The organism is Lelliottia sp. RWM.1 (assembly GCF_016859735.1).
Lineage (GTDB): Bacteria > Pseudomonadota > Gammaproteobacteria > Enterobacterales > Enterobacteriaceae > Enterobacter.
This window is the reverse complement of sequence record NZ_WLVC01000057.1, coordinates 1-23906: the sequence shown is the minus strand read 5'-3', so window position 1 is coordinate 23906 and position 23906 is coordinate 1. Positions and strand designations below refer to the sequence as shown.

29 protein-coding genes and 2 pseudogenes are annotated in these 23906 nt (G+C 51.3%); 3 read left to right on the top strand and 28 right to left on the bottom strand.

The window, feature by feature from the left end; translation table 11 throughout:
* Positions 1–367 precede the first annotated feature (367 nt).
* Genes GF617_RS24340 through GF617_RS24330 form a run of 3 tightly spaced genes read left to right on the top strand, consistent with a single transcriptional unit; the run spans position 368 to position 2295 of the window.
* Positions 368–580: a hypothetical protein gene (locus GF617_RS24340; RefSeq protein ID WP_203452636.1), complete on the top strand. Its 213-nt coding sequence runs from the start codon at positions 368–370 to the stop codon at positions 578–580.
* A gap of 34 nt (positions 581–614) precedes the next feature.
* A complete protein-coding gene (locus GF617_RS24335) occupies positions 615–1073 on the top strand; it encodes a hypothetical protein (RefSeq protein WP_203452635.1) in 459 nt (152 codons plus the stop codon).
* Positions 1060–2295: a DUF6056 family protein gene (locus tag GF617_RS24330; RefSeq protein ID WP_203452634.1), complete on the top strand. Its 1236-nt coding sequence runs from the start codon at positions 1060–1062 to the stop codon at positions 2293–2295. The genes GF617_RS24335 and GF617_RS24330 overlap by 14 nt, the downstream gene beginning before the upstream one ends.
* Positions 2296–2333: 38 nt before the next feature.
* Here GF617_RS24330 and GF617_RS24325 read toward each other — a convergent pair whose 3' ends face one another.
* The 28 genes and pseudogenes from GF617_RS24325 to GF617_RS24195 all read right to left on the bottom strand — a co-directional run.
* Positions 2334–2756, bottom strand: coding sequence for a tail fiber assembly protein (locus GF617_RS24325; RefSeq protein ID WP_203452633.1), 423 nt, complete (start codon positions 2754–2756; stop codon positions 2334–2336).
* 11 nt (positions 2757–2767) lie between these two features.
* On the bottom strand, positions 2768–3418 hold the full coding sequence (locus tag GF617_RS24320) for a hypothetical protein (RefSeq protein WP_203452632.1): 651 nt from the start codon (positions 3416–3418) through the stop codon (positions 2768–2770).
* Positions 3419–3468: 50 nt separating this feature from the next.
* Positions 3469–4062 (bottom strand): YmfQ family protein, encoded by a 594-nt coding sequence (locus tag GF617_RS24315; protein ID WP_203452631.1) that lies wholly within the window; start codon positions 4060–4062, stop codon positions 3469–3471.
* Entirely contained in the window at positions 4059–5201 is a 1143-nt protein-coding gene (locus tag GF617_RS24310; protein WP_203452630.1) for a baseplate J/gp47 family protein, read from the bottom strand. Before GF617_RS24310 ends, GF617_RS24315 begins: the two co-directional genes overlap by 4 nt.
* Position 5202: 1 nt before the next feature.
* The gene (locus GF617_RS24305) at positions 5203–5640 is read right to left on the bottom strand and encodes a phage GP46 family protein (RefSeq protein ID WP_203452629.1); all 438 of its coding nucleotides are present in this window, start codon (positions 5638–5640) and stop codon (positions 5203–5205) included.
* Positions 5637–6221 carry a phage baseplate assembly protein gene (locus GF617_RS24300; RefSeq protein WP_203452628.1) on the bottom strand — a complete coding sequence of 195 codons (585 nt, stop codon included), beginning with the start codon at positions 6219–6221 and terminating at the stop codon, positions 5637–5639. Before GF617_RS24300 ends, GF617_RS24305 begins: the two co-directional genes overlap by 4 nt.
* Positions 6218–7303, bottom strand: a complete 1086-nt coding sequence (locus GF617_RS24295) for a phage baseplate assembly protein (protein ID WP_203452627.1) — start codon at positions 7301–7303, stop codon at positions 6218–6220. The genes GF617_RS24300 and GF617_RS24295 overlap by 4 nt, the downstream gene beginning before the upstream one ends.
* Positions 7300–8700 (bottom strand): DNA circularization protein, encoded by a 1401-nt coding sequence (locus tag GF617_RS24290; RefSeq protein ID WP_203452626.1) that lies wholly within the window; start codon positions 8698–8700, stop codon positions 7300–7302. The genes GF617_RS24295 and GF617_RS24290 overlap by 4 nt, the downstream gene beginning before the upstream one ends.
* Before the next feature lie 70 nt (positions 8701–8770).
* A complete protein-coding gene (locus tag GF617_RS24285) occupies positions 8771–10576 on the bottom strand; it encodes a lytic transglycosylase domain-containing protein (protein ID WP_203452625.1) in 1806 nt (601 codons plus the stop codon).
* On the bottom strand, positions 10569–10703 hold the full coding sequence (locus tag GF617_RS27390; RefSeq protein ID WP_255547750.1) for a hypothetical protein: 135 nt from the start codon (positions 10701–10703) through the stop codon (positions 10569–10571). Before GF617_RS27390 ends, GF617_RS24285 begins: the two co-directional genes overlap by 8 nt.
* 14 nt (positions 10704–10717) lie before the next feature.
* A complete protein-coding gene (locus GF617_RS24280; protein WP_203452624.1) occupies positions 10718–10996 on the bottom strand; it encodes a phage tail assembly protein in 279 nt (92 codons plus the stop codon).
* 1 nt (position 10997) lies between these two features.
* Complete coding sequence (locus GF617_RS24275) at positions 10998–11369, bottom strand: phage tail tube protein (protein ID WP_203452623.1); 372 nt, start codon at positions 11367–11369, stop codon at positions 10998–11000.
* Between the two features lie 2 nt (positions 11370–11371).
* Positions 11372–12874: a phage tail sheath subtilisin-like domain-containing protein gene (locus GF617_RS24270; protein ID WP_203452622.1), complete on the bottom strand. Its 1503-nt coding sequence runs from the start codon at positions 12872–12874 to the stop codon at positions 11372–11374.
* On the bottom strand, positions 12871–13068 hold the full coding sequence (locus GF617_RS24265; protein ID WP_203452621.1) for a DUF2635 domain-containing protein: 198 nt from the start codon (positions 13066–13068) through the stop codon (positions 12871–12873). The genes GF617_RS24270 and GF617_RS24265 overlap by 4 nt, the downstream gene beginning before the upstream one ends.
* A gap of 3 nt (positions 13069–13071) precedes the next feature.
* Positions 13072–13617 carry an ATP-binding protein gene (locus GF617_RS24260; protein ID WP_203452620.1) on the bottom strand — a complete coding sequence of 182 codons (546 nt, stop codon included), beginning with the start codon at positions 13615–13617 and terminating at the stop codon, positions 13072–13074.
* Positions 13614–13973 (bottom strand): annotated as a pseudogene (locus tag GF617_RS24255) (hypothetical protein). The gene GF617_RS24260 and the pseudogene GF617_RS24255 overlap by 4 nt, the downstream one beginning before the upstream one ends.
* A gap of 4 nt (positions 13974–13977) precedes the next feature.
* The gene (locus GF617_RS24250; RefSeq protein WP_239006613.1) at positions 13978–14349 is read right to left on the bottom strand and encodes a hypothetical protein; all 372 of its coding nucleotides are present in this window, start codon (positions 14347–14349) and stop codon (positions 13978–13980) included.
* Position 14350: 1 nt separating this feature from the next.
* Entirely contained in the window at positions 14351–15400 is a 1050-nt protein-coding gene (locus GF617_RS24245; RefSeq protein ID WP_203452618.1) for a major capsid protein, read from the bottom strand.
* A 97-nt stretch (positions 15401–15497) separates the two neighbouring features.
* Entirely contained in the window at positions 15498–15902 is a 405-nt protein-coding gene (locus GF617_RS24240; protein WP_203452617.1) for a head decoration protein, read from the bottom strand.
* Positions 15902–16486, bottom strand: a complete 585-nt coding sequence (locus tag GF617_RS24235) for a hypothetical protein (RefSeq protein ID WP_203452616.1) — start codon at positions 16484–16486, stop codon at positions 15902–15904. The genes GF617_RS24240 and GF617_RS24235 overlap by 1 nt, the downstream gene beginning before the upstream one ends.
* Position 16487: 1 nt before the next feature.
* Complete coding sequence (locus GF617_RS24230; protein WP_203452615.1) at positions 16488–17357, bottom strand: S49 family peptidase; 870 nt, start codon at positions 17355–17357, stop codon at positions 16488–16490.
* Positions 17354–19009, bottom strand: a complete 1656-nt coding sequence (locus GF617_RS24225) for a phage portal protein (protein ID WP_375291105.1) — start codon at positions 19007–19009, stop codon at positions 17354–17356. The genes GF617_RS24230 and GF617_RS24225 overlap by 4 nt, the downstream gene beginning before the upstream one ends.
* Positions 19009–19230, bottom strand: a complete 222-nt coding sequence (gene gpW / locus GF617_RS24220) for a gpW family head-tail joining protein (protein WP_200011731.1) — start codon at positions 19228–19230, stop codon at positions 19009–19011. Before gpW ends, GF617_RS24225 begins: the two co-directional genes overlap by 1 nt.
* Before the next feature lie 39 nt (positions 19231–19269).
* Complete coding sequence (locus GF617_RS24215; RefSeq protein ID WP_203452614.1) at positions 19270–21396, bottom strand: phage terminase large subunit family protein; 2127 nt, start codon at positions 21394–21396, stop codon at positions 19270–19272.
* The gene (locus tag GF617_RS24210; RefSeq protein ID WP_203452613.1) at positions 21338–21901 is read right to left on the bottom strand and encodes a hypothetical protein; all 564 of its coding nucleotides are present in this window, start codon (positions 21899–21901) and stop codon (positions 21338–21340) included. The genes GF617_RS24215 and GF617_RS24210 overlap by 59 nt, the downstream gene beginning before the upstream one ends.
* A gap of 210 nt (positions 21902–22111) precedes the next feature.
* Entirely contained in the window at positions 22112–22459 is a 348-nt protein-coding gene (locus GF617_RS24205; RefSeq protein WP_203452612.1) for a hypothetical protein, read from the bottom strand.
* 13 nt (positions 22460–22472) lie between these two features.
* Positions 22473–23114, bottom strand: a complete 642-nt coding sequence (locus GF617_RS24200; RefSeq protein WP_203452611.1) for a hypothetical protein — start codon at positions 23112–23114, stop codon at positions 22473–22475.
* Positions 23115–23320: 206 nt separating this feature from the next.
* Positions 23321–23906: pseudogene (locus GF617_RS24195) on the bottom strand (hypothetical protein); the annotation flags it as partial.

Genomic DNA, 23906 nt, shown 5'->3' with positions numbered 1-23906 from the left:
CACTCTGAATGGATTTAATGCTAACTAAATCAATAATATAGAAGTGAATGGTGCCGATAATAGGAGTCGAACCTACGGCCTTCGCATTACGAATCAGAAGCACCCACTTTAACTATTTGTTTTTAAAGGCATTGACCGCATTCACAATGGTTATGTTGATGGCACAAACAGTAAGTTGCAGTGAGATGTTCTCATGTGCATGGCACAATCGACACAAAGCACTTATGCTATGCAAGTTTGAGAAAACTCCGCGCGACCGATACCGTCTCACATCGGAAGATGTATCAGCATATGTACAATAGCCCGCACTAATGGTATTTTATCTTCTTGTTTTGGTAATGAATAATTTTCTTTTGAGGGTATTTTTATGCAATGGTTCACAACAATAATTGTTGCTATATTGTGTTTACCTGTAATTGCTATTTTATTGAAAAATCATATCAATAAGGATAAAACAAAACTCAGCGATGTGATCCTTGCAGCATTGGCGCTCCCTTTTACTGCAGTGTTGTTTTTGTTTCTATCTTTAGCTGGAACTGGAACTACATCTTTTGCCATTCTTTGGGGAATCTTAAATTAAGGCAGTGATATTTTATTAACGCTAGGATGATATTATGCGTTCCACGAGCATTTCTTTTAACACAAGACCTGTAACATTTATATTTTTCTCTGGTCTTATTTTGTCGATTTTAATCCCATTATCTTTTTATCTATCTTTTAACAGAGAAATTCCATACTTAGAAAAAAATGACTCTACAAATGAAAATGTTATATATGGAATTGATGATTGCTCATACAGAAATGGGAGGATAAATGTTAATGGATGGGCAACTGACAAAGACGGCTATGGGTCTATTCTTGTTTCTGCTGATCTGGATGGGAAAAATATATACCTAAGAACTTCTATCAAAGATAGGCCAGATGTAAGCCAATACTTTAAAAAGCCTGGGTTATACGACAGGTCTGGATTCTCATCATCATTAAATGTTGGGAAAGGGTTTGATAAAATTAATATTTCAATTCATATTTTACGGAATGGCAAAAATCATGAGATCAAACATGAGTGTAAATAACAGGACAAACATAAACTTATCATGCCTGATGTTTATTATTGCCGTGACATTTTTTTTGATTCCCAGCCTTAAGGTTCTCAGTCACGGAGATGACCATTATTTTACATCCGCATTAACAGACCGTGGATTGCTTGATTACATTAGCATGCGTTATCACACATGGTCAGGCCGCATACCAGTAGAGGCTCTAATAGCGTTAACAATAAATTCAGAATTGTACTGGAAAATAGCAATTCCTGTTTCATTCTTCTCTGCCGCTTATGCTATATCAAGGTTCGCAGGGTTTGGACATGATGGCACCATTCTGCCATTATGCTTGGTTTCTGTATTGATGCTTCTCATCAACCAGAACGTGATGTCTGAAGCTGGGTGGTGGGTGACTGGGTCTTATTTTTATCTCCAGCCCATTGCGGCAGGTTTGCTTTCTTTACTAATTTTCAAGTCGTCTAAAAATGTTGGTACATTTTTAAAATCCCTATCTTTGATATTTATTGCCATAGCTTGCTTTAATGAACAGTTCTCAGTGCTTGTGGCCCTACCATTCCCTGCCCTGTATATGCTTTTCAAAAAAGATTACACCAAATATAATGTTGGTTACTTGCTCATTGTAATTATTAGCACAACGATATCACTTACTGCACCAGGGAACTCAGTGAGAAAATCTTCAGAGACTCTCACGTGGATGCCGGACTATATTAATTTCAATGTGATTGATAAAATTGCTATTGGATTAGATAGGCTTAGCTCACATATTACCGAGGGGAATATTTTATTTAATTCCTTACTTGTGGTGTTGCTGTATGTCTCTCTTAAGGGCACTAAACAGACTTTAGCCACTACTGGTGCGGCTTTAATTATTTCTCTAAAGGTTGCTGCTTCACTATTGAACTACACTAGTCATGGCCTGGTAAATCATTATACAAATCCAGCATTCTTGTCGCTTGGTGAGATTAGTCACTTATCTCGATTTTCTCCGTACATCTTCTCTCTTCTTGTGATATTCAGCACATTAACTCTGCTGATGTCATTATGTAAAAATTGGGGTGATTATTTTTATCTCCCGCTTCCTTTCGTGCTGGGAATTCTTTCTGTCATTGCGATAGGATTTAGCCCCACTGCTTACGCATCAGCTTACAGGGTCCTATTCATATTTAACCTTTATATTGTTTATTTGGTATCTGCGATTATTCATAGGCAACTAGCAGTTAGATACATATCATAAATTCATCATGCCGCCACAATCACGTGGCGGTTATCCGTTTAGGCTGATGGCATTACCGGCCAGGTGATTCCTGGTGTCTTGGTAGGGTCTACTCGCATCAACTGGATACGATATTTTTTCCATGCGGCTAGTTCTGCAATCTCACCCTCTGTTGCCTCTCCAGAATCATTCGCATCTTGTCGCCATACTATTTCGGCGTCAGCTTGTGCCCTGAAAGATTGTCGCTGCCACTCAGCAATACCCACCAACTGCTCTTTCGATGGCAAAGGGGAATCTTCCCAGGCAGGAAGCCCATCGGTCCCCGCGACTCTGACCTTGCCTGCATCAGGTGTGGCGGTGAACTCATGGAATATCTCATTTGAAATATCAACAAGATCATCGGGCAAACTACCCGATGACTTGTATGTATCTAGCAATGAATCAGGGTAGAATAAATTTTTTGATGGTGAATATTTGTACATTTAATAATCTCCTACCATCCAATTGCAATAAATCGGCATGAAACCTGCCCGGCGATAGAAGCTAATGATGGTGCTGTGCCGCCGTTAGCATAGAAAGCCTGCCAAGTGAAATAATCCGCCCTTCCTATATTGTTTAGAGTCACGTATGCCTGAACGTTAGCTGCAACCTGATACCCCATCGCGACTACCTGAAACACTTTTGTCGGAAACGGAATTGTGTATGACGTCTGAGATGTGGCTGATGCCGTATTATTTCCCTGCCCCCACTGAATGATTAGGGTGCGTTTGACTCCTCCAATAATTGCGGGAACTGTAAGATATCCGTTGTTATCAAAAACACCGGACATCGTCCCGGCAAGAGCAACATCACCAAGCCCAAGGTTTATGAGAGCAGTTGCAACAGCAGCAGCACCATCTGATTTGATATCAGCGAAAGGGTTATTACGATCAAGGGTAAGTTGACGGATGGCGGCCAGAACCTGTGTCATATCGGCCGGGTCGAGTTCTGTGTCTGCCGCTTCTACAATATGGGCCAGTTCTTCCTGCATGGCATTGAATGCTGCTGCACGCAGCCTCGTTGCGGCGATACCACCCGCAACACTTCCATCAGTATATTTGCCATCCTGCGTTGCAGTGGCTTCTATTTGCCCGATTCTGAGCATGGTTAATCCTCACTTATTATTAAGCGATAAAATCAGCGGAGAAATGTCAGTTATGAATAACTGAAAAGGATATTCAGGTGGGATGGCGCAATTTTACTGAGGTAGCATTCCAGTTGTTTATTGCCCCAGGAGGCCAGCGGATCACCACAATAGGATGCGCCAGCGAGTGAATATTTTATCGTGGTCTCCGGCGCATTTATCCGCCAGGTAAACGGCCACTCGTCACCGTTGAGTGCGTCACCACAAACCGACATGCCACACATCGCGGGCCGGAATTGCGTGATCGTGATGGTATAACCAAGCGCTGCAGCTACCCGGATATAGTAATCCCGGTTCAGGCCGCCACTACTGATTACCTTTGCCACCACGGCGCGCTGGCGATCGCGGACGCCAGCGGATTCACCAATCGCGCAATCATCTGGCAACCCCAGAGAGCTTTCCCATTCTGGCAACATTAGCGTCGCCGTAGACGGAAAAGAGCCAGTAATCAGGTTTTGCGCATCGGTGTCAGAACGCTGAAACGCGCTGCCAAGTGCCCGTAATACCGCAGCCTGTACCGCTCTTTGCAATCGGGGCCACGCCCTGCCCGTCGGCAGCAGCGCGCCAAGCGCACCGGCATAATCATTTTTTGAAAAGAGGCTCATACAAAACTCACCTCGCCGAGCACCGGAATTTCGCCAACAGCAAAGGTGATATTGGCCGCCGGAGAGTTAAGAATATAGCCCGTCGTACCGCTAACACCGCCGACACTCCCGTTAATATCAGAGAGGTACACTTTCCCCGAACCATCAGGGTTAGCCTCATCAAAAAACAACGCCGTCAGCGCGTCTTTTATACCCTGGACTGTGGTGCTGTCGGCATTTTTGATCCCAGAGATTTCAATATTGATGACTTTCTTGAGCGGAGAGCATACGAAAACAATAGCGGTATCGGTCTGTTGCGGATAGATGTGGTCGGCGACAGCGAGCTGGTCTCCGGTGGCTTTAACAGCCCCCCAGTCTTCACGTTGCGATATTCCGTCGGAACCGATCGGAAACCCGCCATTGTCATTCCGATCGCACATAATATATACGCCAACAGTTCCGGCCCCGTTCAGACGCCGCTTTACCCATGCGCGGGTGACGCCCGAAACCTCAAGCGCCCATTTTTTATAATCGGCGTCGCTTCCACCCTGCGGCGGGTTCTGCCACGCCAGCAGGCCACGACTGCGAAAGTCCTCTTCCGTTTCAATATCAGCTCCGCCGGTCGCAGCTGACAGTAACGTTACCTGCGGATCCACGCCGGCAATATTCGCGTCCAGGGTCATTATGGTCCCGGCAGCCGCGTTACCGCGCGCGCCCCCACCCGTTACATCGCTGGTAATATCCGACAGGATGGCCGTCACAGCAGCGACGCCAAATCCATCAGCCTGAATTTTAAGATCTGCATCCGTACGGTACTGGTATCCGTCCCCCCTGTTAATGATCGATCCAGCCGGGATAATGCCGTCAACGCTGCCGCTGGCCTGTATCGCCTGCGACTTCGCCGCTGCAGCGGGTTTTCTGAATACCTGCTTAAGGGCCATCCATCCGGCGAGAAATTCATCGGTAGAGGTAAACGGGTTTGTCTGCAGGGCAATATAGTCAAGGTAGGCGTAATGCAGATGCCCCATCCCCGCATCCATATCAGCCAGTACCTTCAGGTTCGCGAAGCGCAGGAGCGTACCAACATCCTCAAGCTCCGCCTGCATAAATTTCCGGTTTCCGTCGCGGAGTTCGCTCAGCGTCGGTCGTTTAAACGGCATATTAACGTTGCTCCCATATCCAGTAAAACCTGAATTCCTGCCAGTCCTTCCCCGGCGCCTGATAGCGGATAATGAGATTGAGCCGGTCAGGCAGGACAATCCTGGCAACAGGAATAACCTCGCTGACAACGCCATCAACCTTTAACCAGTTGAGCGCTTCCCCCGAGTATTCCTCCGCTTTTTTGGCTACATCCGGCGTCAGTTTTTTCCGCCGTAGCAGCCACAGACGGGAGCCCAGTTGCGATGCCTCCCCGGAATCCCCCCACCAGCCGCGGCGATCGCTGTCTTCATAATCATCATCAGCCCTGGCCAGCCGGTCAGTGAACAGGCTGATGATAATGGCTGTCTGGAGATCAAACCCGGTGGTCAGAAGTCCTGCCCCTTCCATCCAGACCGCGATCATCTCGTCCACATTCCAGAACGAAGCAATATCACTCATGTCACCTGCTCCCCTGGTTTTTCACTGCGTATATCGTCATTACCTCTCTGGGCATTTTTCACCACATGATCATGGTCATTATGCGCATCCCGCAGCTCTTTCAGTGTCCGGGTATTGGTTTCACAGTTATCGACAATGTCACCCGTGCATCTCAGAAGCGGGGTATTCGCCAGGATCCCCTGGCTGGCATTAATGGTCACGTTAGTCGCATTATTGACCTCAACATCCTTACCTTTGGCATCGATAAAGATGCCGTTCTCAGTCAGCAGAACTTCCTGCCCCCACTGGCTATAGAGAACCGCCTCCCCCGGATTAAGCCCCGTTCGCCGATACTTCTGATGATTAGTCGCTACCACCACCGGGCTGGAACGGTCGCCACCAATAAAGGCCAGAACCACATCAGTCCCGGCAGGCAGGCCGGAAGAAAAGCCAAATTCGGCCATGCGCGGCGCACTGGCCACCTCCAGTGGCGTCTGGTACTGAACAGACTGCACAACACCCCCATCTTTCAGGGCGGTGATGCGGCCTACGCCCAGCATGCCGGCAATTCTGGTCGCAGCCTGTTTAAGAAGTTGCTTCATGTATTAAACCCCGCAAGGTTCTGGTAGAAGGCGTATGGCTGCACAGTGAATGCTTCCGGCGGCATCAGCATCATGCGTGCATGCGTACCGTTGTCATCGCGCATATAGGTGACCTCGGAAAGCAACAGTTCGGTATCCGGTAAGCGCAGGGTTGGAAGGTCAACGGGGATCAACGTGTTTGGCTCCCACAGTTTCCCGTCCTTATCCCGCCAGGAATCAATGGTCACCGAGAGCGGTTTTGAGCGCCCGTACCGCCGGTTCATTTCCCAGTCAATTGCACTCTGCGCCTGCTGAGTGGCCATCAGCGTACTTTCGACAATGGAAATATGCTTCCGGTAACGCATGCGGGAAGCTTCCGGATCTCTCGCCGTCGCCAGGGTTACGGCGTCATAGGCCGTATCCGGTGAATAACCCGCAATGGGGGATATCCCCATGGAGACACCCACGTAATCAGAAAACCGATCCGCCATCGATTTACGGTAAAATGCCTGCTCGATGTTCACCCCTTCGGCAATTCCGCTGGCCGCGCGACGCGTCCCCACCCGTGTCAGCACCAGGTTGCCGTCAGGCTGGTCGTAATAAAGCAGGGCAGACCATCTTGCCACCCTGTCGATGACTTCCTGCGGTGACTCCCCCCAGTTCAGTGTGAACTGGGGAACCTTCACCAGATCATCGATATCCGTGGTGACGGTGATGCCGTAGCAGGATGCCAGGCGGGATGCAATTTCAAGCGCATTACTGGCATTAATGACGTTGTTAGGCCACTCGGCTGAGCAATCCACCAGGTCCTGACATTTGCTCCTGCCCGTGGCGCGGACCTCATGGCGGGAGCGCGAGAGTGCGGGCTCCCAGTCATCAACATATCCCGTCAGCGTCACATCATCTCCGATACGGACTTCACAGGACATGCCCTCTTCAACGAGCTGACGATCTTCGTTGCCAGGGAAGTAATCCATCAGCCCAAGATCGAAATCAGAGGGAAAACGCTCAATACCCCGTGTTACCCGCACAGAATCCCAGCCCTCGATGATTTTGCCGTTGACCGTCAGAGAAACGACATCCTGATCACTGTCTGCATTCATTGCCTCAGTACCTTCATGGTTGTCGGCATAAACGCCGGATGGGGTACGCGCGCTTCCTGCACCAGTTCATCTGCACGTGTGGCATCCTGGTATAATCGGTTTGCCAGCGTCAGCGCCGGAAGTGGCTGAGCGGTAGTAACCTGAATAAGCTCGCTCAGACCAGAAGCACGCTCACTCATCGTGGACAGGAACGCCGACCTGACGGCAAGAAGCGCGTTATACATATCATCGTCAGCGCGGTCTCCTGCCAGAACCAGCGCCGCATCCAGTTGCACAGAAACCCGTTGCGTTATCTCTTCAGCCTCGTCTGTGCTGGCAGGCCTGGAGTCCGCAGCGGCGCTGGTCATGGCGCCAGTACATAGCACAACAATCAGCGTGTTCATGGTTGCCGAAATCGCTTTACTGCTGTCTGACTGCTGGTACACCGTACTGACTGAACTGGCCAGTTTTTCCAGCGCTGAGATTCGGTCATTAACGCTGCCGGCACTGTTAAGAATGGCGTTTACCACGTCGGCAATGCCGCGCACAAACTCATCAGGTGTAGCGGCATTGCTGAGCTGGCCCGACATGTCGGTAACATTTTTCCGGTCCATTACCGCCTGGGCTGCTACCTTGTCTGCCAGTGCTCTCTCATCATCCGCATCAGCAGTTGACGATTTGCCTGTCACCGCAGAGGAGCTGCCGCCCACAGAGCCTTTACTGTAACGTCCGTAGCGAGTATTCCCGAACGTGGAGTTCAGGACATTGCTGAGATTGGTTACCTGACTGATTGTGCTGTCCACCATGCTGGTCCAGAACGTGACCGTGCCTCTGATGGTGTTTATAGCCTGCGTGACACCGCGGATTTCACTCTTAACCCTGGCTATCGTACTCAGCACAGTCGTGCTGACCAGTTTCAGATAACTGGTTTTAACCGTAGCGCCAGCAACGGTACTGCCCGTGACCGCAAACACTTTCAGCCCTGATTCAATTGCCATCAGGGTGAATTCAAATACTCGCCCGTTCTCCATCGCCCCGGAAATACGCAAACCATTCTCAGGGATGGAAACCGTTAATTCGCCCAGCGTCGGATGGACAAGCGTACCGCTACCTTTTTGTTCACAGGCTTCAGTCAGTGACTGACGCTGTGTAATGGCATCGCCTCCGCCGTAGACCTGGCTGTTCTGGATCAAGAAACCGCGAATAACGAATCGCCGCGTGGCCCGTCCCATATCTTCAATCCAGGCAGTATCGCGGCAGGGATATTCATGTACAGCCTGGCGTCTGCCATGGCTTCCCTCTTCCGCCACAGCAGCGAACGGGACACCGCGAAATGAGCAGGCATGCAACTGGCTCTGCCAGTCATCACCCGCATCACCGCCCATCAGGGACGTTATTGCATCCTGAATAATTGGCATCGCGCCTCCGGAAATAAAAAAACCGCCAGAGCGGCGGTTAACATTGCAGATGGTGGCATTAATTTAGAGGTCAGTAAGGCATGGGTAACGTTATCCGTCCGCCATCCTGGGTGCTGAATTCCTTCCGCCCTCCTTTACCGTCCACCATGGTAATTTCAAGCTTCATTTTTTGCTCTTCCATCGCGCTTTTAAATGAGCGGGCGAGGTTATCTGTCAGGGCCTGACTTTGTTCGCCCCCCCGCTGAACGGGCTGGATGATGCCCGTACCGACCGGTTCCTCATTAACGGGGCTGGCAGGGAAGATGCCGTTGCTCTGGGTCTCATCGTTGATGATCTGCTGGTAGTGACCAAGAACAGCACCAGGATAAGCCCGGTTCTGTGGTCCCCACTGACTTCTGTCATAGCCCCCGTTGTAATAACGGAGTGCCAGCGGAATATCACCACCTGAATTTTTCAGATTTTCGGCCATGATTTGCGCCCCGGCCATAATATTCTGACGCGGGTCAGTCCAGTCAGTTACCCCGGTCGAACGGAAATTTGACGGCATGATTTGCATCAGTCCTCTCGCACCTGCACTGCTGATAATCTGCGGATTTCCACCCGACTCCTGAGTCATAATGGCTTTCAGCAGACGGGGATCCACGCCGTACTGTTGCCCGGCTTCATTCAGCAGATCATCGTACTGTCCATCCTGTTTATAAGGCACATATTTGCTGCCGGCAGTCCGGGGACGATTGACTGCCGCCATGTCATTCTGCAACTGAAGCGCTGTATCCGTCGCCCGGTAATTTGCATCGTAGCGCTGACTCACAGCATCCGTCATGAACCCCGCATCAACCTGACCACGTTCGCTGCGCGGCAGACTGTTATAAAGCGCTTTATCGTTCTGAATACGCCGTAGTTTCGCCGCATCGTCGCTGTTGATAAAACCGAGAGCATGAGACAGGCCGGTAAAGTCACCGTTGGTGAACAGGTCGGTAACACCTTCGAGGCCGTCTTTGACTGAACCATCCGACAGAATGGTCTTAAGTGCCTTGTTTTTTGAACGTGCCCACAATCCATCCCAGGAAGCACTCAACTCATTCATCGTACCGTTCACTTCACTCAACTGCTGATTGAGTGCTGGATCCACTGTCAGGCCAAATTCATCCGATTTTGCCAGTAGCGTTTTCATGCGCTCGCCTTCACGCATCAGCGCCAGCATTTCAGGTGTCAGGCCCAGTGCATCTGCAACGGATTTTTGCTGTTCCGGACGTAGCGTCGGAAACACGCGGGCAATGGCTTCCAGCGTTTTAAGCGTATCGACCGAACCATCATTATTCTTCTGTATCTGCACCCCAATCTGTGCCAGTGCGCCCAGTACCTGCCCGTTTGCGCCGCTGGCAGCTTCTTTCAGGTTTTTTGCCATTCCGTCAATCGAGGCATTGGCACTCTCACTGTCTGCCCCCAGGATACGCATGGCCCCGGAAAGCCGGGTAAAATCATCCACCCGCATCCCGGCATTTTTTGACGATATATCAAGATCATAGGCCTCCCGTGATGCCTCCCGAAAGCCATAGGCAACCTGTTTCAGCCCGTACCCGGCAGCACCCACGACGCCCAGCGCCCCCAGTTTACCGGAGAGTTCCCCCACCATTTTCAGGGGAGGAACTATATCACCGATAAACTGCACGTTATCCCGCGCGCTTTTTGACAGGTTTTCAAAGCGCGAGAGAAAGCCGTTCAGCCCGTCCAGGGTTTCCTGCCCGCCCAACTGAAGCCCTTCTTTGGTTTTATTCAGCTTCGGCTCCAGGTCGCGGATAGCCTCATCAATGCGATCTATCGCATCGCTGACCTGGTCGCTGGCCACCAGCTCAAAATCAAAAGAATTACTCATCGTCGTCAGGTTTCCTGAGCTTGTTTATCCGGGTTGCCTGTGCCACCCACCATTCCAGCCGGGCGCGGGTCATTCCCCATGCCCTGTCCTCCGACCAGCGAAAGTAGAAGGTGACATCAGCTGCCATCACCTGCCAGGTTGTCAGGGCTTCCAGGTCAAAAAACTGAGCAGGTACTCCTCACACTTGCGGAAGTCGAGAAAATCCATCGGCTGAAGCACGCTTTCACGCGTACCGGAAACCAGTGCGATAAGCAGGCGCATCGCCGCAAGCGACGTGGATGCGGCCTGTTTCTCATAAAACTGCTCTGCCTGGCTTAGCGTTGGCGCTTTCAGCTCCAGCTGCGTATAGGTGATTTTTCCCGCAGCGTCATCCAGTTCTACGGTTAATGGAATAATTTTGACGCGTTCAATCTCTGCCATCTTAGTTCTCCGTTACGTCCCGGCCTTCCCAGCGAACATCAAATACAGCATCTTCGCTTTCCACTTCCTGGACGTTTACCGTCCAGAGTGAACGGCCAATAATGGTTTTCCCGTTCGCCAGCTCGGCGATCACGTTGACGTTCGTCTGATTATTAAACCCCTGGACATTCGTGCCGCCGCTGTCACGCAGCCGGGCTGAAATGTACGGCGCCACAGGCTTCTCCTTATAACCGTGCACACCATCCATCCCGGCCAGGGTGGTACGGTTTACGGTGGCGACCTGGTATTTAAACGAGCCCTCAACCATCACCGTCACACCGTTAACCGTGACATAAGCGGTTCCCGCCAGGCGGTTAGTCGTATCACCTGCCATGTTTAAGCTCCTGTTGATTCAGCCCGTGTACGGAACTGATTGAGCAGCGCGAAAATGCGCAACTGATTCATGAGGGTTCCCGGCCACAGCACATCGACACGGTTACCGTTTTTGGCATTCTGCTCAACGATGATGTTTTTCGCGAATGCCTCTGCATCCTGCGCATAACCGTTCCACACCAGCGTCTGGTACTCGGCAATCTGATCGGCCCTGATGATGTTTGGTGTGACAATCGCAGCACCAGGCGCAAACCGGGTTCCGTCTGCCGCCAGCTTCATGCGTCCAAACTTGCTGGTCACCGCCGTACGCAGGTAGCGGGTGACAAACATCAGGCTGAACAGTGTCTCCACTTCGAGATAACTGTCATCCTCATCGCCGTAGCTGTTTTTCTGGTACGTGGTAATCAGGTTTTCAAGGCGCACCGTACCGTCATCATCAACCGTGAATGTTGAGATACCGCTGTACAGCAGGTTGTTACGCTCGGTCAGTTCAAAGCGATCCTGAAGCTCAGGAGCCAGTACCCCCAGAACCGCCAGAGACTGTAGCGGGCGGCCCGGGTCATTACGCAGACTCACCGCCGCCGCGCCGGTATATCCCGCAGACCATGCCCAGGAGGGGGACGGTGATTTGTTTACCCCCAGCAGTGTTTCATGCTGGTTATTGCGCACTTCACCTTTTGTCCCGAGCTGAGCATAGGATCCGGTCGTCGTGCCAAAGGAATGCCCATACAGCTGCTTATCCCATGCCCAGCGACCGCTGATATCAGACAGAAAGTCCTTCATCACATCCAGCGAGGCGGTGTCGTCATAGGGATTAACGATAAAGTCGAATGTCCGGTCCTGAAGGTTGGCCAGCGCGCCGAGAATATCCGGAGAACTGTATCCTCCGCTCATGGCGGTGATGGTCAGCTCCAGTCCGGCTGGCGTTGACTCATTACCAGGAATACCGAGATAGTTCATGCGCAGGTCAATACCGTTCCCCACTGCGCCCAGGTTTTTTGCCGTCAGGGTGACAGTATCCGTGGACGCACTGGCGGTGACAGGAAGCGCGCTTTTCGCATTAATGGCGGCCGCAAGAGAAGTGGCAATCGCAGCCACCGTATCCGTTGCCACAACAGTCAGCTGGATCCTGATGCCTGCAATGTAGAGAGAAATCACCCCGGTAGCCGTTGGTGCAGCACTGACTTTAATCTTGCCCTCTGCTGCCACCATGGATTCAGCGTCTTCCTCCAGGGGCAGGATCCAGATTTCGGCGGCTGTATCGTTTTTCTGATACGCCGTCATCATGGCATGCAGAATCCCGCCCTTTCCGGTCAGTTCACCGACGGTATCAGGAGAAGAAACGCGCTGTGGAATACCCGGTGTGGACGATCCGGAGCTGAGCATCCCGCCGATTAGCAGGGTGCGCTGCGTGGCCGTGGCGTTATTCGCCATTGAGTTATCAAACTCAACGAAGAACAACCCCACACGCAGATTATCGGGCATACGAGCGAAAGGTACAGTCATTCAGATCCTCCCGCATTTTTAGGCTGGGATTGTTTCACTGGCAGGCTCTCTTTCTGACTGGACAGGATCACATCCCCATCGCTCAGACGCCGGCGCCAGAAAATGGTGTCAGGGACTTCAGCACCCTCTTTAGGCAATGGGACGCCCTTAACGGGGCAGCGAACGCTGAGCCCGTTATTCGGTTTTACAAACATGGTTTACTCCTGAAGATTGAGGCTGATACCGGGTTTCGTCGTGCCGTCCGGCATGTTGATCGCGATATCCATGCCCTCAAGGGGAACCGACTGGACGGGATAAAAATCTTCCGGTCCCTGGTAATGCTCGATGTCGATCTCAAACAGAAGCTGCCCCATATGGGCCTCTCCTTCTGAGTCAACATTGATGGTTGAACGAACTTCCGCGTATTTCTGAATGTTCCGCGTCAGTTCGTAGCTATTAATCACCGCGCGCTCCACCTGTTCACGCAGGTTTTCCAGTGCCTCCTCCGCCTTCATTGCGCCGTCGTCGTCAGTTTCCCCGTCATATTCCTGAACACGTCCAGTAATACGTACGGTAGTAACAGTGGTAAACGCCGGGGTATTACGCCCCTGTGATTTCTTGTGATCAAAGGGAGTCTGTACAAGCAATGCCGGATAGATAACCGTGGATGTCGGCCAGTCGCGTGGAGAAAAAACACGACTGCCGGCGTCGGTGGTCTCCGTCAGGGCTGAGACCACCATCTTTCGAATGTCAGAAGCATTCATCGTTGTTTCACCACGTTGAGAACAAGTTTTGAGCCGCCATGGCTGTCCGGTTCGACGTTCGCCACCACGAACAACTAATTGACGGGCTTCCCGCCCACGGTTTTGATAAACACGCGATCCGAGACCACTGGTGGGGCCCTGCCAGAGTCAGCAAACTCCGCATCGCGAACACCCAGTACCGGGCTCGTGGTATTTATCGCTGAATCGCCGTCCAGGTTTTCCATTATCTGGGCATAACCGCGGTCAAAAATGCCGTTAATCAGAAAGGAAGTACCGTTTCGGGGACGGTACTCGTGTTGATCGCCGAAGACATCATGCAGCGGACTCAGAAGATGCAGATCCCAGTCCACCCCCATGGCATTACTCCGTTGTGACGGTTACGGAAGGCTGAGCTGCCAGCGCACGTTTGCGCAGTTCGCGGATATCCGCAATCACACCGGACTGGAGCAGACGTATGGCATCCTTGCCAGTGACAGGAATAGTGCTGTTTTCACGGTAAACATCACCATCATGGCGAATACTGTTACCTTTCAGAACAACATACTCAGGCTCATCGTCATCACTGCTTTCCTTGTCGTCCGGTTCAGGATGGTCCTCCTCGTTCGCACCAGAATTCAGACGTTCACCTGCAGTGGCAGGGCCTGATACCAGGCCATCGGCGTTCAAATCGAGTGCTGCGTCGTCCGCATTCAAATCGGCTGCGGGAGCCGGCGTGCTCGTGTTTTTAGCCATCTCAGACCACCATTGCGCAGAGGGATGCATTTACCCGGCTCGGAATAACCAGCGGGGAGGACTGCATCAGGATAAGACGCTGGGCCGGATCTTCTTTCACCCAGGATTTTGGCGCATAGGCCAGTGGACCGTAGTTGAAAGCCGGGTCCAGGATAACGCCAAACGCGCGGGTCCCCATCAGATCTGCACCGCTCATAACCACTGCGCCATCCGGGATCATAGGCTTCTCGACGTTGTCCAGCGGGTCAATGAACCAGTCGTTATATAACCAGAGATCGAAGTTACCCCAGCGACCTTTATAGATAGCCCCCTTCTTCGCCTGAGGACCTGCATTAATCTGGTTACCAAACGGGCTCAGCGCCGGGAATGTGATGGCGTTATCCTTGATGGTGGTATCCAGCCGGAATGCACGCCATGACTTATTTGTGAAGACCAGATCCGTGGCGACGGAGCCGGACTCTTTCAGAAAAGTGGTCTGCCAGATTTCAATATCATCTGAAGGCTGGGTGTTGGTCGCACCAGCGGCAACGGTCAGCGGCCATTTATCCGAGCCACTCAGGGTGATGGTCAAATCAGGTGAACGCCCGAAATTCACCACTTTAGTTTCATAACCTTCGCCGGTAACAGTAACAGTGCCGGACACCAGTGCGCTGGCCGCCATCCATTCCAGGCGACGGTTGATCATGTCAATCTGGTCAGCCATTTCGAACTGCAGATTCAGCATTTCGCGCTCGGCGGCGGTATATTCCCCACCAATTTTCTCACCAATCTGTCGGCGAATTGGCTTGCGCAGGTCCGGCGCTCGCTTGTCTTTAATGTAAGCGGGTTTGAAGGTGTTGGTCTGGTATTTACGGGATTCGACCAGCTTGCCTTCCACCAGCGGGGAGACGAACGGCGCCATACGACGCAGGCCGACATCAACATCAATCGCCACTTCTTCAGTCTCGTAAGTCACGACATTCGGAAAGAAACGGTCGAGCAGCCAGTTCTGGCTGGTTTTCAGGTTAGGAACAACCTGCACCAGCACGCTGGTATCATAAATATTTTCCATAGTCAGTCTCTTGATAATGCCAGCTGCACGCTGGCAAAAATTAAAATGAGTCAGCCCCTGCCGGTTAAAGCATTCGCCAGGAGAGATGAGGGGGAAATCAGGAAGTGGCTACAGGGGCCTGAGTACTGTCTTTCAGGAAAATAGCGACGGGACGTAAGGCAGCTTTCATTGTTGCGAGCGTCCAGGACGCATCGATAATGACGCGGTTCTGGTTAAATTCGCCCATAAGATAGAGACCACCGCTCTGATCGACAGATTCAGCATTGACGTCATCAACGAGGATCGCCGCTGGTTTTTCGCTGCCGTCGCTGGCGGTCTTAACGCAGGCAGTATATTTGCCACTCGCAGTAATAACACCGAGGACCGTACCGCGCTTAAACGCCCCACCCGTTATAATCCCGGTATCCGTGACAAGCTGTAACGTCCCGGCAACTAACTGATCGGGTACAAAAAGTGAGCTTTTCATACCCGGTGCAAATGGATTCTGACCAAACTGATCCATTATTTTTCCCCTTTCGTGGAGTTGTAGAGGCTGGTCATTTTGTTCACCAGCGCTGATTTACCACCCGTTTTATTGCCACCGTCAGGACCGAGGCGGACGTTATGACTTTCCTGCATACGCTGATCGAGAGAGCGCTTACGCGTTGCCTGAGGCTGTGCTGTAGGAGCGGATGAGGCAAGCACATTGATAGCGGCTTTCGAACTCATGCCGGTATTAAAGGCCAGGGACGCAGCCAGTGCCGGGTTCGACGCCGCATGAGCACTGCCAAAAATACGTGCGCAACGCTTGCGCTCAGAGATGCGGGCATTTTTAGCCGCTTTATTTTCTTTACGATTGTCACCGCCATCGTCCGAATCGTCATCATCCGAAGCATCCGGATCATCACCATCGTCTTCAGCGTCTTCGTCGCGATCATCGTCCTCCGCGTCGTCATCACGCTCATCGTCGTCTTCTGCGTCGTCATCGCGCTCCTCTTCTTCTGCCTTGCGAGACTTCGCTTTTTTGGATTTTTTGTCTTCATCCTCTTCAGAGGCCGCAGCACCCAGACCAATAAGGTGAGCAAAACTAAACGGTTTCTTTGCCATTTCAGGCTCCTGTTTTCTTGAGTAAATGTCTGAACGCAGCATCAGGAGGGCAAACCTCATCCGCCAGTCCAATCTCGACACCATCGGCAGCCATGAAGCAGGCCGCCTGCGTGCTTTTGATCACCTTCGCGCTCATCCCGCGATTTCTGGCGACCGTACTGACAAACAGTTCCCCCATCGCGTTGATATCCTGCTGGATAGCATTGAAGGCTTCTTCCGACAGTTCACGCAGAGGTGAGCCCTCGGCCTTGCGGCTGCCGAATGTGATAATGGTCACCTTCAGTCCGTCCTCTTTTATTCGCTGGGTCCAGTCGAGGTGCATGGTGATGACCCCAATCGACCCCACACCGCCGGTTCGCGGTACGGAAATGCGATCTGCCGCACTGGCGATGGCATACGCTGCTGAATAAGCGTTCTCACTGAGAATGGCGTGGATGGGTTTTTCGCCCCGGGCGTTGTAGATGTCATCAACGAGATCAAAGCATCCGGCGACTTCACCACCGGGAGAATCAATATCAAGGCAAATTCCGTTAACATCAGGATCTGCCAGCGCCGTCAAAAAAGCCTGCCGGATACCGTCGTAGCCGGTCATGCCGCTGTATGGCCGCAAAGACCCAAGTTTCTGAACCAGCGTGCCACAAATGGGTATGACCGCTACCCCGGCGACGACGTCATAACCAGGATCGCGTTTTGATTCACGTCCACGATTGTCGTCGTAGCCGTAACAATCGTCATCTTCCATCGCGAGCGAGGATTCAATTTTGCTTATACCAAAACGGTCCATGACTGACGCCATAATGACTTCAGCTTTGCTCGGGTGAAGGGCCAGCGGCGTGTTAAACAACCGCTGCGCCAGGTGTGGTAGGTTCAATTTGCCTCCTGGTTATTTATTGGCTGCATTGCCGGGGTTGCTTCAGCCCATTCGGGTAATGGGATACCACGTTCTTTGAACGCCTCAATCTCCCGCGCCCGCTGATCCAGCATTTCTTCCCAGTCTTCACCTGCATTTTCTGCGGCTTCCATTTCAAGTGTGGAAAGTCCCGCATTCATTCCGAGAATCGAGCCTTTTTTCTCTGCTACAGGATCGATCCACCCCCGGCCTGGCCCCATCCAGCGAGCGCGGCAATACGCAGCTTTTGCTTCCAGAAAATCGGGCGCTCCGGCAGGCAACGGCAGCGATTCAATACTGTGGATTTCTTCTACAAAGGCTGAAGCGACTGGCTGTGCTGTTCCGGTTGCATAATCGTCTCTACGACGGGTAAGCGTTTTCCAGGCTTCCAGCATGGCGGCACGAGCAGATGAGTAGTTAACATCTGACCAGTCCTGCGTTACCTGTTGAGTTGATAACCCTGTTGCGGCGGCTATATTGCGTAACACCGCGCTCTCGAAACCATCAAAATTGCTGGTCGGTCGTGCAGCGGACAGGGTGACAATTTTTTCATTAGGGAAAAGATGCGGAATGCGAGCACCGTTCTGAAGGTTCAGGCGCTTATCCTGATAATATTCAGTTCTCTGCGTTTGATATGCGCTGAGCTCTTCACCATCGCCAAACCCTCCGCCTGTATCGCCGAGTGCTGAAGACACCATCTGAGCATCATAAGGCGATTCGATATAAGCCCCGAAGATGGCATTCAGAATTGCCGCTTCAAGCTCTGACTCATCGTACTTAATCAGCATTTTCAGACGCTGTACGATAGGAGCTAAAATCCCCATACCTCTGTGCTGGGCTCCGCGTTCCATATCAAAATCATGGATCACTATTGGTCTTCCCCACGAGGTTTCACGAGGAATACGCTGCCACGTCATTGTTTTCGCGCCACTCCACCAGCCACCGATATGCGCTTCACGAATGTGGTAAGCGACTGGAGCCCCATCAGCATCAATCTCAACGCCACCACGAACATTAGGCATATCAAAATTTTGCTGCGGGTTGCTAAGGCGATCAGGATCGACGATTTGTAGCGTAGTGGCGTACTGTCCCCGCCCTGGGCCTAAACGGTCAGTCCGGTACTGAAGGACCAGAAGCGCATCACCATCGAGCAGCTTGTGACGAAAGCCCAACCGCAACATCTGAGACACAGTTTGTTTTCGCTCAACATCACAATAACGTCCAGGATCGTTAGCCCATGAACGCCAATGCGCCTCGATAACCTTTCCGTACTCATCAGCCCAGGTAGCATCAAATGCCTTGTTACCCGTTATGAGGCGCAACATCCGGTAATCGGGTTTGAAAATAGGACGATAGTTTGCACCAATCGCGTTATCCAATACGCGGGTTATGGTTCCAGATGCCCAGCCATCATTTCGGGCAAGGTCCCGCATACGTGAAACAATGCGGTCACGGTAGATATTGATTTCATTATCTGGTGACCACAGCGATGGCTGCCAGTTAGCCATTTGATCGCTAAATGAGTCCGCAGCATCGTATGGAACTCTTCCACTACCTGATAGTGCCCCATATTTCATTTTCTGAGTTGAGGGGGGCAAAGGTCGCCCATCAGCCCCCAGAATTTGCACACTCATCAGTACCTCACCCGTATTGGACGCCTTTTGGAGATTCCAAGCATGGCCTGTATCGTTTGGATAAGAGCCAGCAAATCACCGAGACTCGTCTGTTGATAGGTTACAGATCGGGTTCCGTCACCTTGCGTGTACGAAAAAGAAACGCCTTTTGCACCCGTTGACAGGTCGATATAGGCCTGTTGTGCCTGACTAAGCGCCTGTCTTAATTGTTCATTACTCATTCCGGTCAGTAACGTTGTGATTTGTGACACAGCAGCTCCTTATGGCAGAAGCTGAGATATTCGCTTCCGACGTGGTTTTTCAACGGGAATTTCATTAACTACAGCACCGGGCAATTCATAGTTAACACGTTCTTCGGGTTCAGATGGTGCAGGTAAAAATTTGTCTGGATCGGCCTCAAGGTTGGCAGCCCGCACATTAAGCTTCAGTCCCATATGCATAAGCCCACAGAGCGCGGCGTAACCATAAACACGGCAATCCAGAGCTTCGTTAGCCCTACCAGGAATAGCTTCCCAAACGCTGAAACGCTGCCCTGCAACCATCTTGTATACGAGCCGCTCAGCAAGTAATTGGTTGAAGTAACCAATATCCCGATCCTCCGGGAAATGCATATATCCCGCTGCAGGCATACCAGGCGATGGCGGTTCAAGGTGCAGTCGCCCACGAATTGCATCCTTCGCAGAGTTAACACCCAGAATGATTGGCCTGAATTGCGCCTTGCTTTTCGATGATGGCCTTTTTGTTGGCCAGACTGGGTTTCGTTTCCCACCCTGTGCTGATTCACCTTTGATGGCCCAGATACGACGCCCGAGTCGTTCTTTTGCAAACTCGTAAACTTTCTGAGTGTGGTGACCACCGGAGTCATGGCAGGCCGCCATGATGGTTAGTCCCCTGCCATCAGCCCTACGCCATACTTGTTTGAGGTACGCATCAAGCCGCCGCCATGGTTCATCAGTTTCGAGATCGCCATAGATAACATCATGCGAAACGGACCAGGACTCTTCGTTTTTCCCCCAGCCAATTACTTCAATCTCAAAGCGATCGTCCTGGGTATCAATTCCAGCCGTCAGCAATGCAACGCCATCCGGAACTTTTGCTGGGAAAACCTCACGGCGAGATAGAAGAATATCTACCGGAAGCTGCTTACCGTGATTTGGCCTGTGAGGTAGCCCCATTTGGGTATTCCACCAGGCTTGCTCTTTGTCCGGGTCCCCTTTCGCTTTGATATACTTCTCAGCGATATCTGACGGTTTATCTTTTTGCCAGGGACTGAACAGTTTAGACGCCTGATACCCGGCATGATGGTTATCGATCGCCTCCCTTCCACAGTCCGGGCAGATAGCCCGATATACCGCGTGGCGCTCTGACTCTGACCACTGCCAGACCTTTTCAACACTGCCGTTGTCCGCCGCACGCCAGGCCAGGTCATAGTCCATCAGCGGCGAATGCCGCTCTCCGCAACATTCAAATGGACGGGTCTGATGCCAGCGAATAGTCTGTAATGCCCGGAGGCGCTGTCCCTCAGACCAGCCAGCGCCACAGCACTCACAATAAAGCAGCGCTGATTTGGTCAGGTGTTTATCCCCCTCTTTCGGCCACTGTACGTGTTTGAAAAAGTCGGGAAACTGACGATGGCCACAGTGCGGACAAGCCACTGATGCCCGGCGTTGGTCGGAATCGGCATAACTGTCAGCAATACGGCTTTCATCTTCGACCGTCGGTGAACAGGCACGAACAGAAAGCCAGTTCAGGCCAAACGTTGCGGTACGCTCCTCCGCCAGAGCAATGGGATCACCTTCACGGGTTATCGGGTATTTATCCACCTCATCCGCCAGCAGGACACGAATCGGACGACGAGCAAGGTTATCAGGGCTACCTGCCCCCGCCAGCGCCAGAAAACCGCCAGTGAATGCCTTGTAAAGAATGGTTTCTTTCGAACTCTTCTGCTTCGAATCACCGATGATTTTACGCAGCACCGGCGTCACTCTTACCAGCGGGCTGATACGCTCTTTCGAAAACTGTTCAGCGGCTTCTTCTTTCGGCTGCAGGAGCAATATCGGACAAGGATCGAGGTGGGCAAAGTAGCCAAAAAGGTTTTCCAGCAGCGCTGTCTTCATCAACTGGGTGCAGCACATTACCGTAATGATATGAACCCCGGACTCCGTCGCGGCAAGCATCGGTCCGCGGGCAATTTCTACTGTCGATGTTTCCCAGTTCCCCGAAGTGCTCCCTGCCTCTTTTGCCAGCTTACGATAGTCATCTGCCCAATGCGGCACACTGATTCGCGGCGGGGGTGTCCAGCCTTTCCGGACGCTTAATTCAAGACGCTCAATCTTCTGCCGGGTTAAACTCTGGCTCTCCGAGGGCTGAGATGTGTTTGTGGACATATTCAATCAGCACCTCTGTCATCCTGTCCGCCGGTATATCCAGATCAGCAGCCATTAGCGGCGCCACCCTGGACGGCCAGTTAAGCCAGGCATCACGCTGTTGACGAAAGGCATTGAAAAGAACCTCCTCGGCTGCTGTCAGTTCAATAAGCTGGCCACTGTCTTTTTCGTACTGAAGCTTCGCTTGCAGAGCCATGTAATTTTCGCGGATCCTTGCGGCTTCCTCCCTCGACAGACTGGCTCCCTCCGTGAGCATGATCTGCTGGACGGTTTTATCAATCTCATCACCGCCATCATTGCCGGCCACAGGCGCTTTCTTTTTCTTCGCATTCGATGCACGAGGATCCTTTCCATCGCGGTTATGCTTCAGCGCCGCATCGCTGGCCTCAACATCAATCAGATCGCCGTCCATAACAATGAAGCGCCCGGCTTTAATCCACCGGCCAATCGTTTTGCGATCAACACCTGAATGCTGTGCGTACTGACTCTGGTTCATCGTGGTCATGGGACATCACCTGGGACATTTTCGGGGGTGGGACATTTGCCTGGGACATTTTTGCAATGTCCCACCCCAATGTCCCACGGGAATAAAATGGAATAGCCAGAGCTGGCGCGGCATCCGTCATGATCCGCAAGGGTGGGACATGGGACACAAATCAGAAAGTTGTAGCTAGGAAAACACCGCGGCGCGCAATGCCCGTGCCTTACAAAAGGCTCAGGAAGGACCCAAAACCCCAAAGGGGGGAACGGTGACGGTCTTACCGTATTTGCTGGCGACCACCGTACGACAAATCGTCAAAAGTGGAGTATCGCCGCATGCATCGCAATCCTGGTCAGGATATATATCGACATAGTGATAATCTCCAATGTCCAGGAAGCCATAGCAGCAATAATCACCACTTTTACTGCTGACGAGTGAAATATTAAACATCTTAATCAGAGGCCCTGTCAGCGCCCAATCCTTGTGGTATTCAGGTATATCCTTAATCAGATCAATTCCGAGAGTGTTCGCAACATACCAGTCCAGAACACGACCTGATAATTCATTAACCGATACGTCCATAATAGGCTCCACCTTATTTAGCCGTCCTGAGCGCCTCAGCTATCGCCTGGTTTAGCGCAGAGGGCAATAACGCGTTTGCCATCGTGTTGGCTCTGTCCATGTAACCCAGAGTAGGTTTCACCGGAAGTGCATCGCCAAACCGGATAAGCAATTTTGGTGTGGGTTGTTTCAGTTTATCCCGACGCGTGCCATTCGGAGAACGTTTTGCCCTCTTCTTCCCCTTTCTGGTTTTTGGTTTTTTGCGCTGCCAGACTGCATTTACGCCGCCGACATCGCCAATGAATACGTTTGGCTTCGCTTTAAGCTGAGAGAGCTTATTACGCGGCAGGTTGCCGAATTTATTTAGCTTGATGTCTTTGGGGTTAAGCAGCGCGCTGCCATTGAGCTTATGCTCACCACCGAATTCAAACGGTTCGAGGTAACCAGCAGCAGTATCACGGACAAACACCCTTGCCCGAAGGTTGTTTTTCCTGGCCCCAACAGAGCCTACCGATTTAACGGTAAATGGAGTGGGATTATCCAGGTGACGCTCGAGTGCAATTTTCTGCCCCCCCTCTATCTGGCGCACAACCCTGGTCATGGCCTGCGCTGTCGCAAACGGTATCTGCTTCTGCAACTGCCGTAACTGACTGGAAAGGTCTTTAAGTGTCGCCATATACAGATACCTATAGGTCTGCACCAATCGCACGTTATAGTTGGCAAGAGATAATTTTTATCCAGACATAAATATGCGAAATACATAAAAAAGCCACCGATAAGGATATCAGTGACTCAGTTAAAAAGAGTTAATCAGTTATGAAAACTACGTTAGTTAAACTTACTATTTTTCATAAAACATATAAGACTTTTAATATTAATTATTTAATAACTATTGCAGATTACCTGAGTTCCAATCTGATTACAGAAAGTCTGCTTAGGTCTCATCGCTTTCATTGACTCATCGAAACTTTGTAAATTCTGCTGTCGTCTTTGTTGGTTGTTCATTTTCATTTGATAATCAGCAGATGCATCAGCCGAGTAACCATCTGTACTCGGTCGTTCTACTGTCAACTTGATACCGTCAGGGTAATCTGAGGTAGTAATTTGTTGCCGGTATGCAGCTGTGGTCCCACTTGTCCAAACGGCTTTGCAGGGCTCCGTCGATAAATATCCGTTCCCATAAATGGCACTCTTCGGATAATACAAATCTAACGGTGTGTACCCTTTCTGAACACCATTGCATACAACCATTGCAGATTGGGGTGTGCTGTCATACTGCACGAGATAGCCTGAAGAGGCACATCCTGTCAGCAATACAACGAACATAACATAAGATAATTTAACTAATCCAGACATAAAATCCCACCGTAACTCTTTCATATAATTGTTAATTTGAATCGCCACAGATAATCTAGACACTTCCGAGCCGCTGATAATATTGTTTTTCGTATTCAGTTGGTGGCATATG

What these genes read in the sequence shown, in the direction of transcription:
- GF617_RS24340 (WP_203452636.1), top strand. Translation starts at nt 368, where the DNA reads ATGCAATGGTTCACAACAATAATTGTTGCTATATTGTGTTTACCTGTA.
- GF617_RS24335 (WP_203452635.1), top strand. Translation starts at nt 615, where the DNA reads ATGCGTTCCACGAGCATTTCTTTTAACACAAGACCTGTAACATTTATA.
- GF617_RS24330 (WP_203452634.1), top strand. Translation starts at nt 1,060, where the DNA reads ATGAGTGTAAATAACAGGACAAACATAAACTTATCATGCCTGATGTTT.
- GF617_RS24325 (WP_203452633.1), bottom strand. Translation starts at nt 2,756, where the DNA reads ATGTACAAATATTCACCATCAAAAAATTTATTCTACCCTGATTCATTG.
- GF617_RS24320 (WP_203452632.1), bottom strand. Translation starts at nt 3,418, where the DNA reads ATGCTCAGAATCGGGCAAATAGAAGCCACTGCAACGCAGGATGGCAAA.
- GF617_RS24315 (WP_203452631.1), bottom strand. Translation starts at nt 4,062, where the DNA reads ATGAGCCTCTTTTCAAAAAATGATTATGCCGGTGCGCTTGGCGCGCTG.
- GF617_RS24310 (WP_203452630.1), bottom strand. Translation starts at nt 5,201, where the DNA reads ATGCCGTTTAAACGACCGACGCTGAGCGAACTCCGCGACGGAAACCGG.
- GF617_RS24305 (WP_203452629.1), bottom strand. Translation starts at nt 5,640, where the DNA reads ATGAGTGATATTGCTTCGTTCTGGAATGTGGACGAGATGATCGCGGTC.
- GF617_RS24300 (WP_203452628.1), bottom strand. Translation starts at nt 6,221, where the DNA reads ATGAAGCAACTTCTTAAACAGGCTGCGACCAGAATTGCCGGCATGCTG.
- GF617_RS24295 (WP_203452627.1), bottom strand. Translation starts at nt 7,303, where the DNA reads ATGAATGCAGACAGTGATCAGGATGTCGTTTCTCTGACGGTCAACGGC.
- GF617_RS24290 (WP_203452626.1), bottom strand. Translation starts at nt 8,700, where the DNA reads ATGCCAATTATTCAGGATGCAATAACGTCCCTGATGGGCGGTGATGCG.
- GF617_RS24285 (WP_203452625.1), bottom strand. Translation starts at nt 10,576, where the DNA reads ATGAGTAATTCTTTTGATTTTGAGCTGGTGGCCAGCGACCAGGTCAGC.
- GF617_RS27390 (WP_255547750.1), bottom strand. Translation starts at nt 10,703, where the DNA reads ATGGCAGCTGATGTCACCTTCTACTTTCGCTGGTCGGAGGACAGGGCA.
- GF617_RS24280 (WP_203452624.1), bottom strand. Translation starts at nt 10,996, where the DNA reads ATGGCAGAGATTGAACGCGTCAAAATTATTCCATTAACCGTAGAACTG.
- GF617_RS24275 (WP_203452623.1), bottom strand. Translation starts at nt 11,369, where the DNA reads ATGGCAGGTGATACGACTAACCGCCTGGCGGGAACCGCTTATGTCACG.
- GF617_RS24270 (WP_203452622.1), bottom strand. Translation starts at nt 12,874, where the DNA reads ATGACTGTACCTTTCGCTCGTATGCCCGATAATCTGCGTGTGGGGTTG.
- GF617_RS24265 (WP_203452621.1), bottom strand. Translation starts at nt 13,068, where the DNA reads ATGTTTGTAAAACCGAATAACGGGCTCAGCGTTCGCTGCCCCGTTAAG.
- GF617_RS24260 (WP_203452620.1), bottom strand. Translation starts at nt 13,617, where the DNA reads ATGAATGCTTCTGACATTCGAAAGATGGTGGTCTCAGCCCTGACGGAG.
- GF617_RS24250 (WP_239006613.1), bottom strand. Translation starts at nt 14,349, where the DNA reads ATGGCTAAAAACACGAGCACGCCGGCTCCCGCAGCCGATTTGAATGCG.
- GF617_RS24245 (WP_203452618.1), bottom strand. Translation starts at nt 15,400, where the DNA reads ATGGAAAATATTTATGATACCAGCGTGCTGGTGCAGGTTGTTCCTAAC.
- GF617_RS24240 (WP_203452617.1), bottom strand. Translation starts at nt 15,902, where the DNA reads ATGGATCAGTTTGGTCAGAATCCATTTGCACCGGGTATGAAAAGCTCA.
- GF617_RS24235 (WP_203452616.1), bottom strand. Translation starts at nt 16,486, where the DNA reads ATGGCAAAGAAACCGTTTAGTTTTGCTCACCTTATTGGTCTGGGTGCT.
- GF617_RS24225 (WP_375291105.1), bottom strand. Translation starts at nt 19,009, where the DNA reads ATGAGTGTGCAAATTCTGGGGGCTGATGGGCGACCTTTGCCCCCCTCA.
- gpW (WP_200011731.1), bottom strand. Translation starts at nt 19,230, where the DNA reads ATGAGTAATGAACAATTAAGACAGGCGCTTAGTCAGGCACAACAGGCC.
- GF617_RS24215 (WP_203452614.1), bottom strand. Translation starts at nt 21,396, where the DNA reads ATGTCCACAAACACATCTCAGCCCTCGGAGAGCCAGAGTTTAACCCGG.
- GF617_RS24210 (WP_203452613.1), bottom strand. Translation starts at nt 21,901, where the DNA reads ATGACCACGATGAACCAGAGTCAGTACGCACAGCATTCAGGTGTTGAT.
- GF617_RS24205 (WP_203452612.1), bottom strand. Translation starts at nt 22,459, where the DNA reads ATGGACGTATCGGTTAATGAATTATCAGGTCGTGTTCTGGACTGGTAT.
- GF617_RS24200 (WP_203452611.1), bottom strand. Translation starts at nt 23,114, where the DNA reads ATGGCGACACTTAAAGACCTTTCCAGTCAGTTACGGCAGTTGCAGAAG.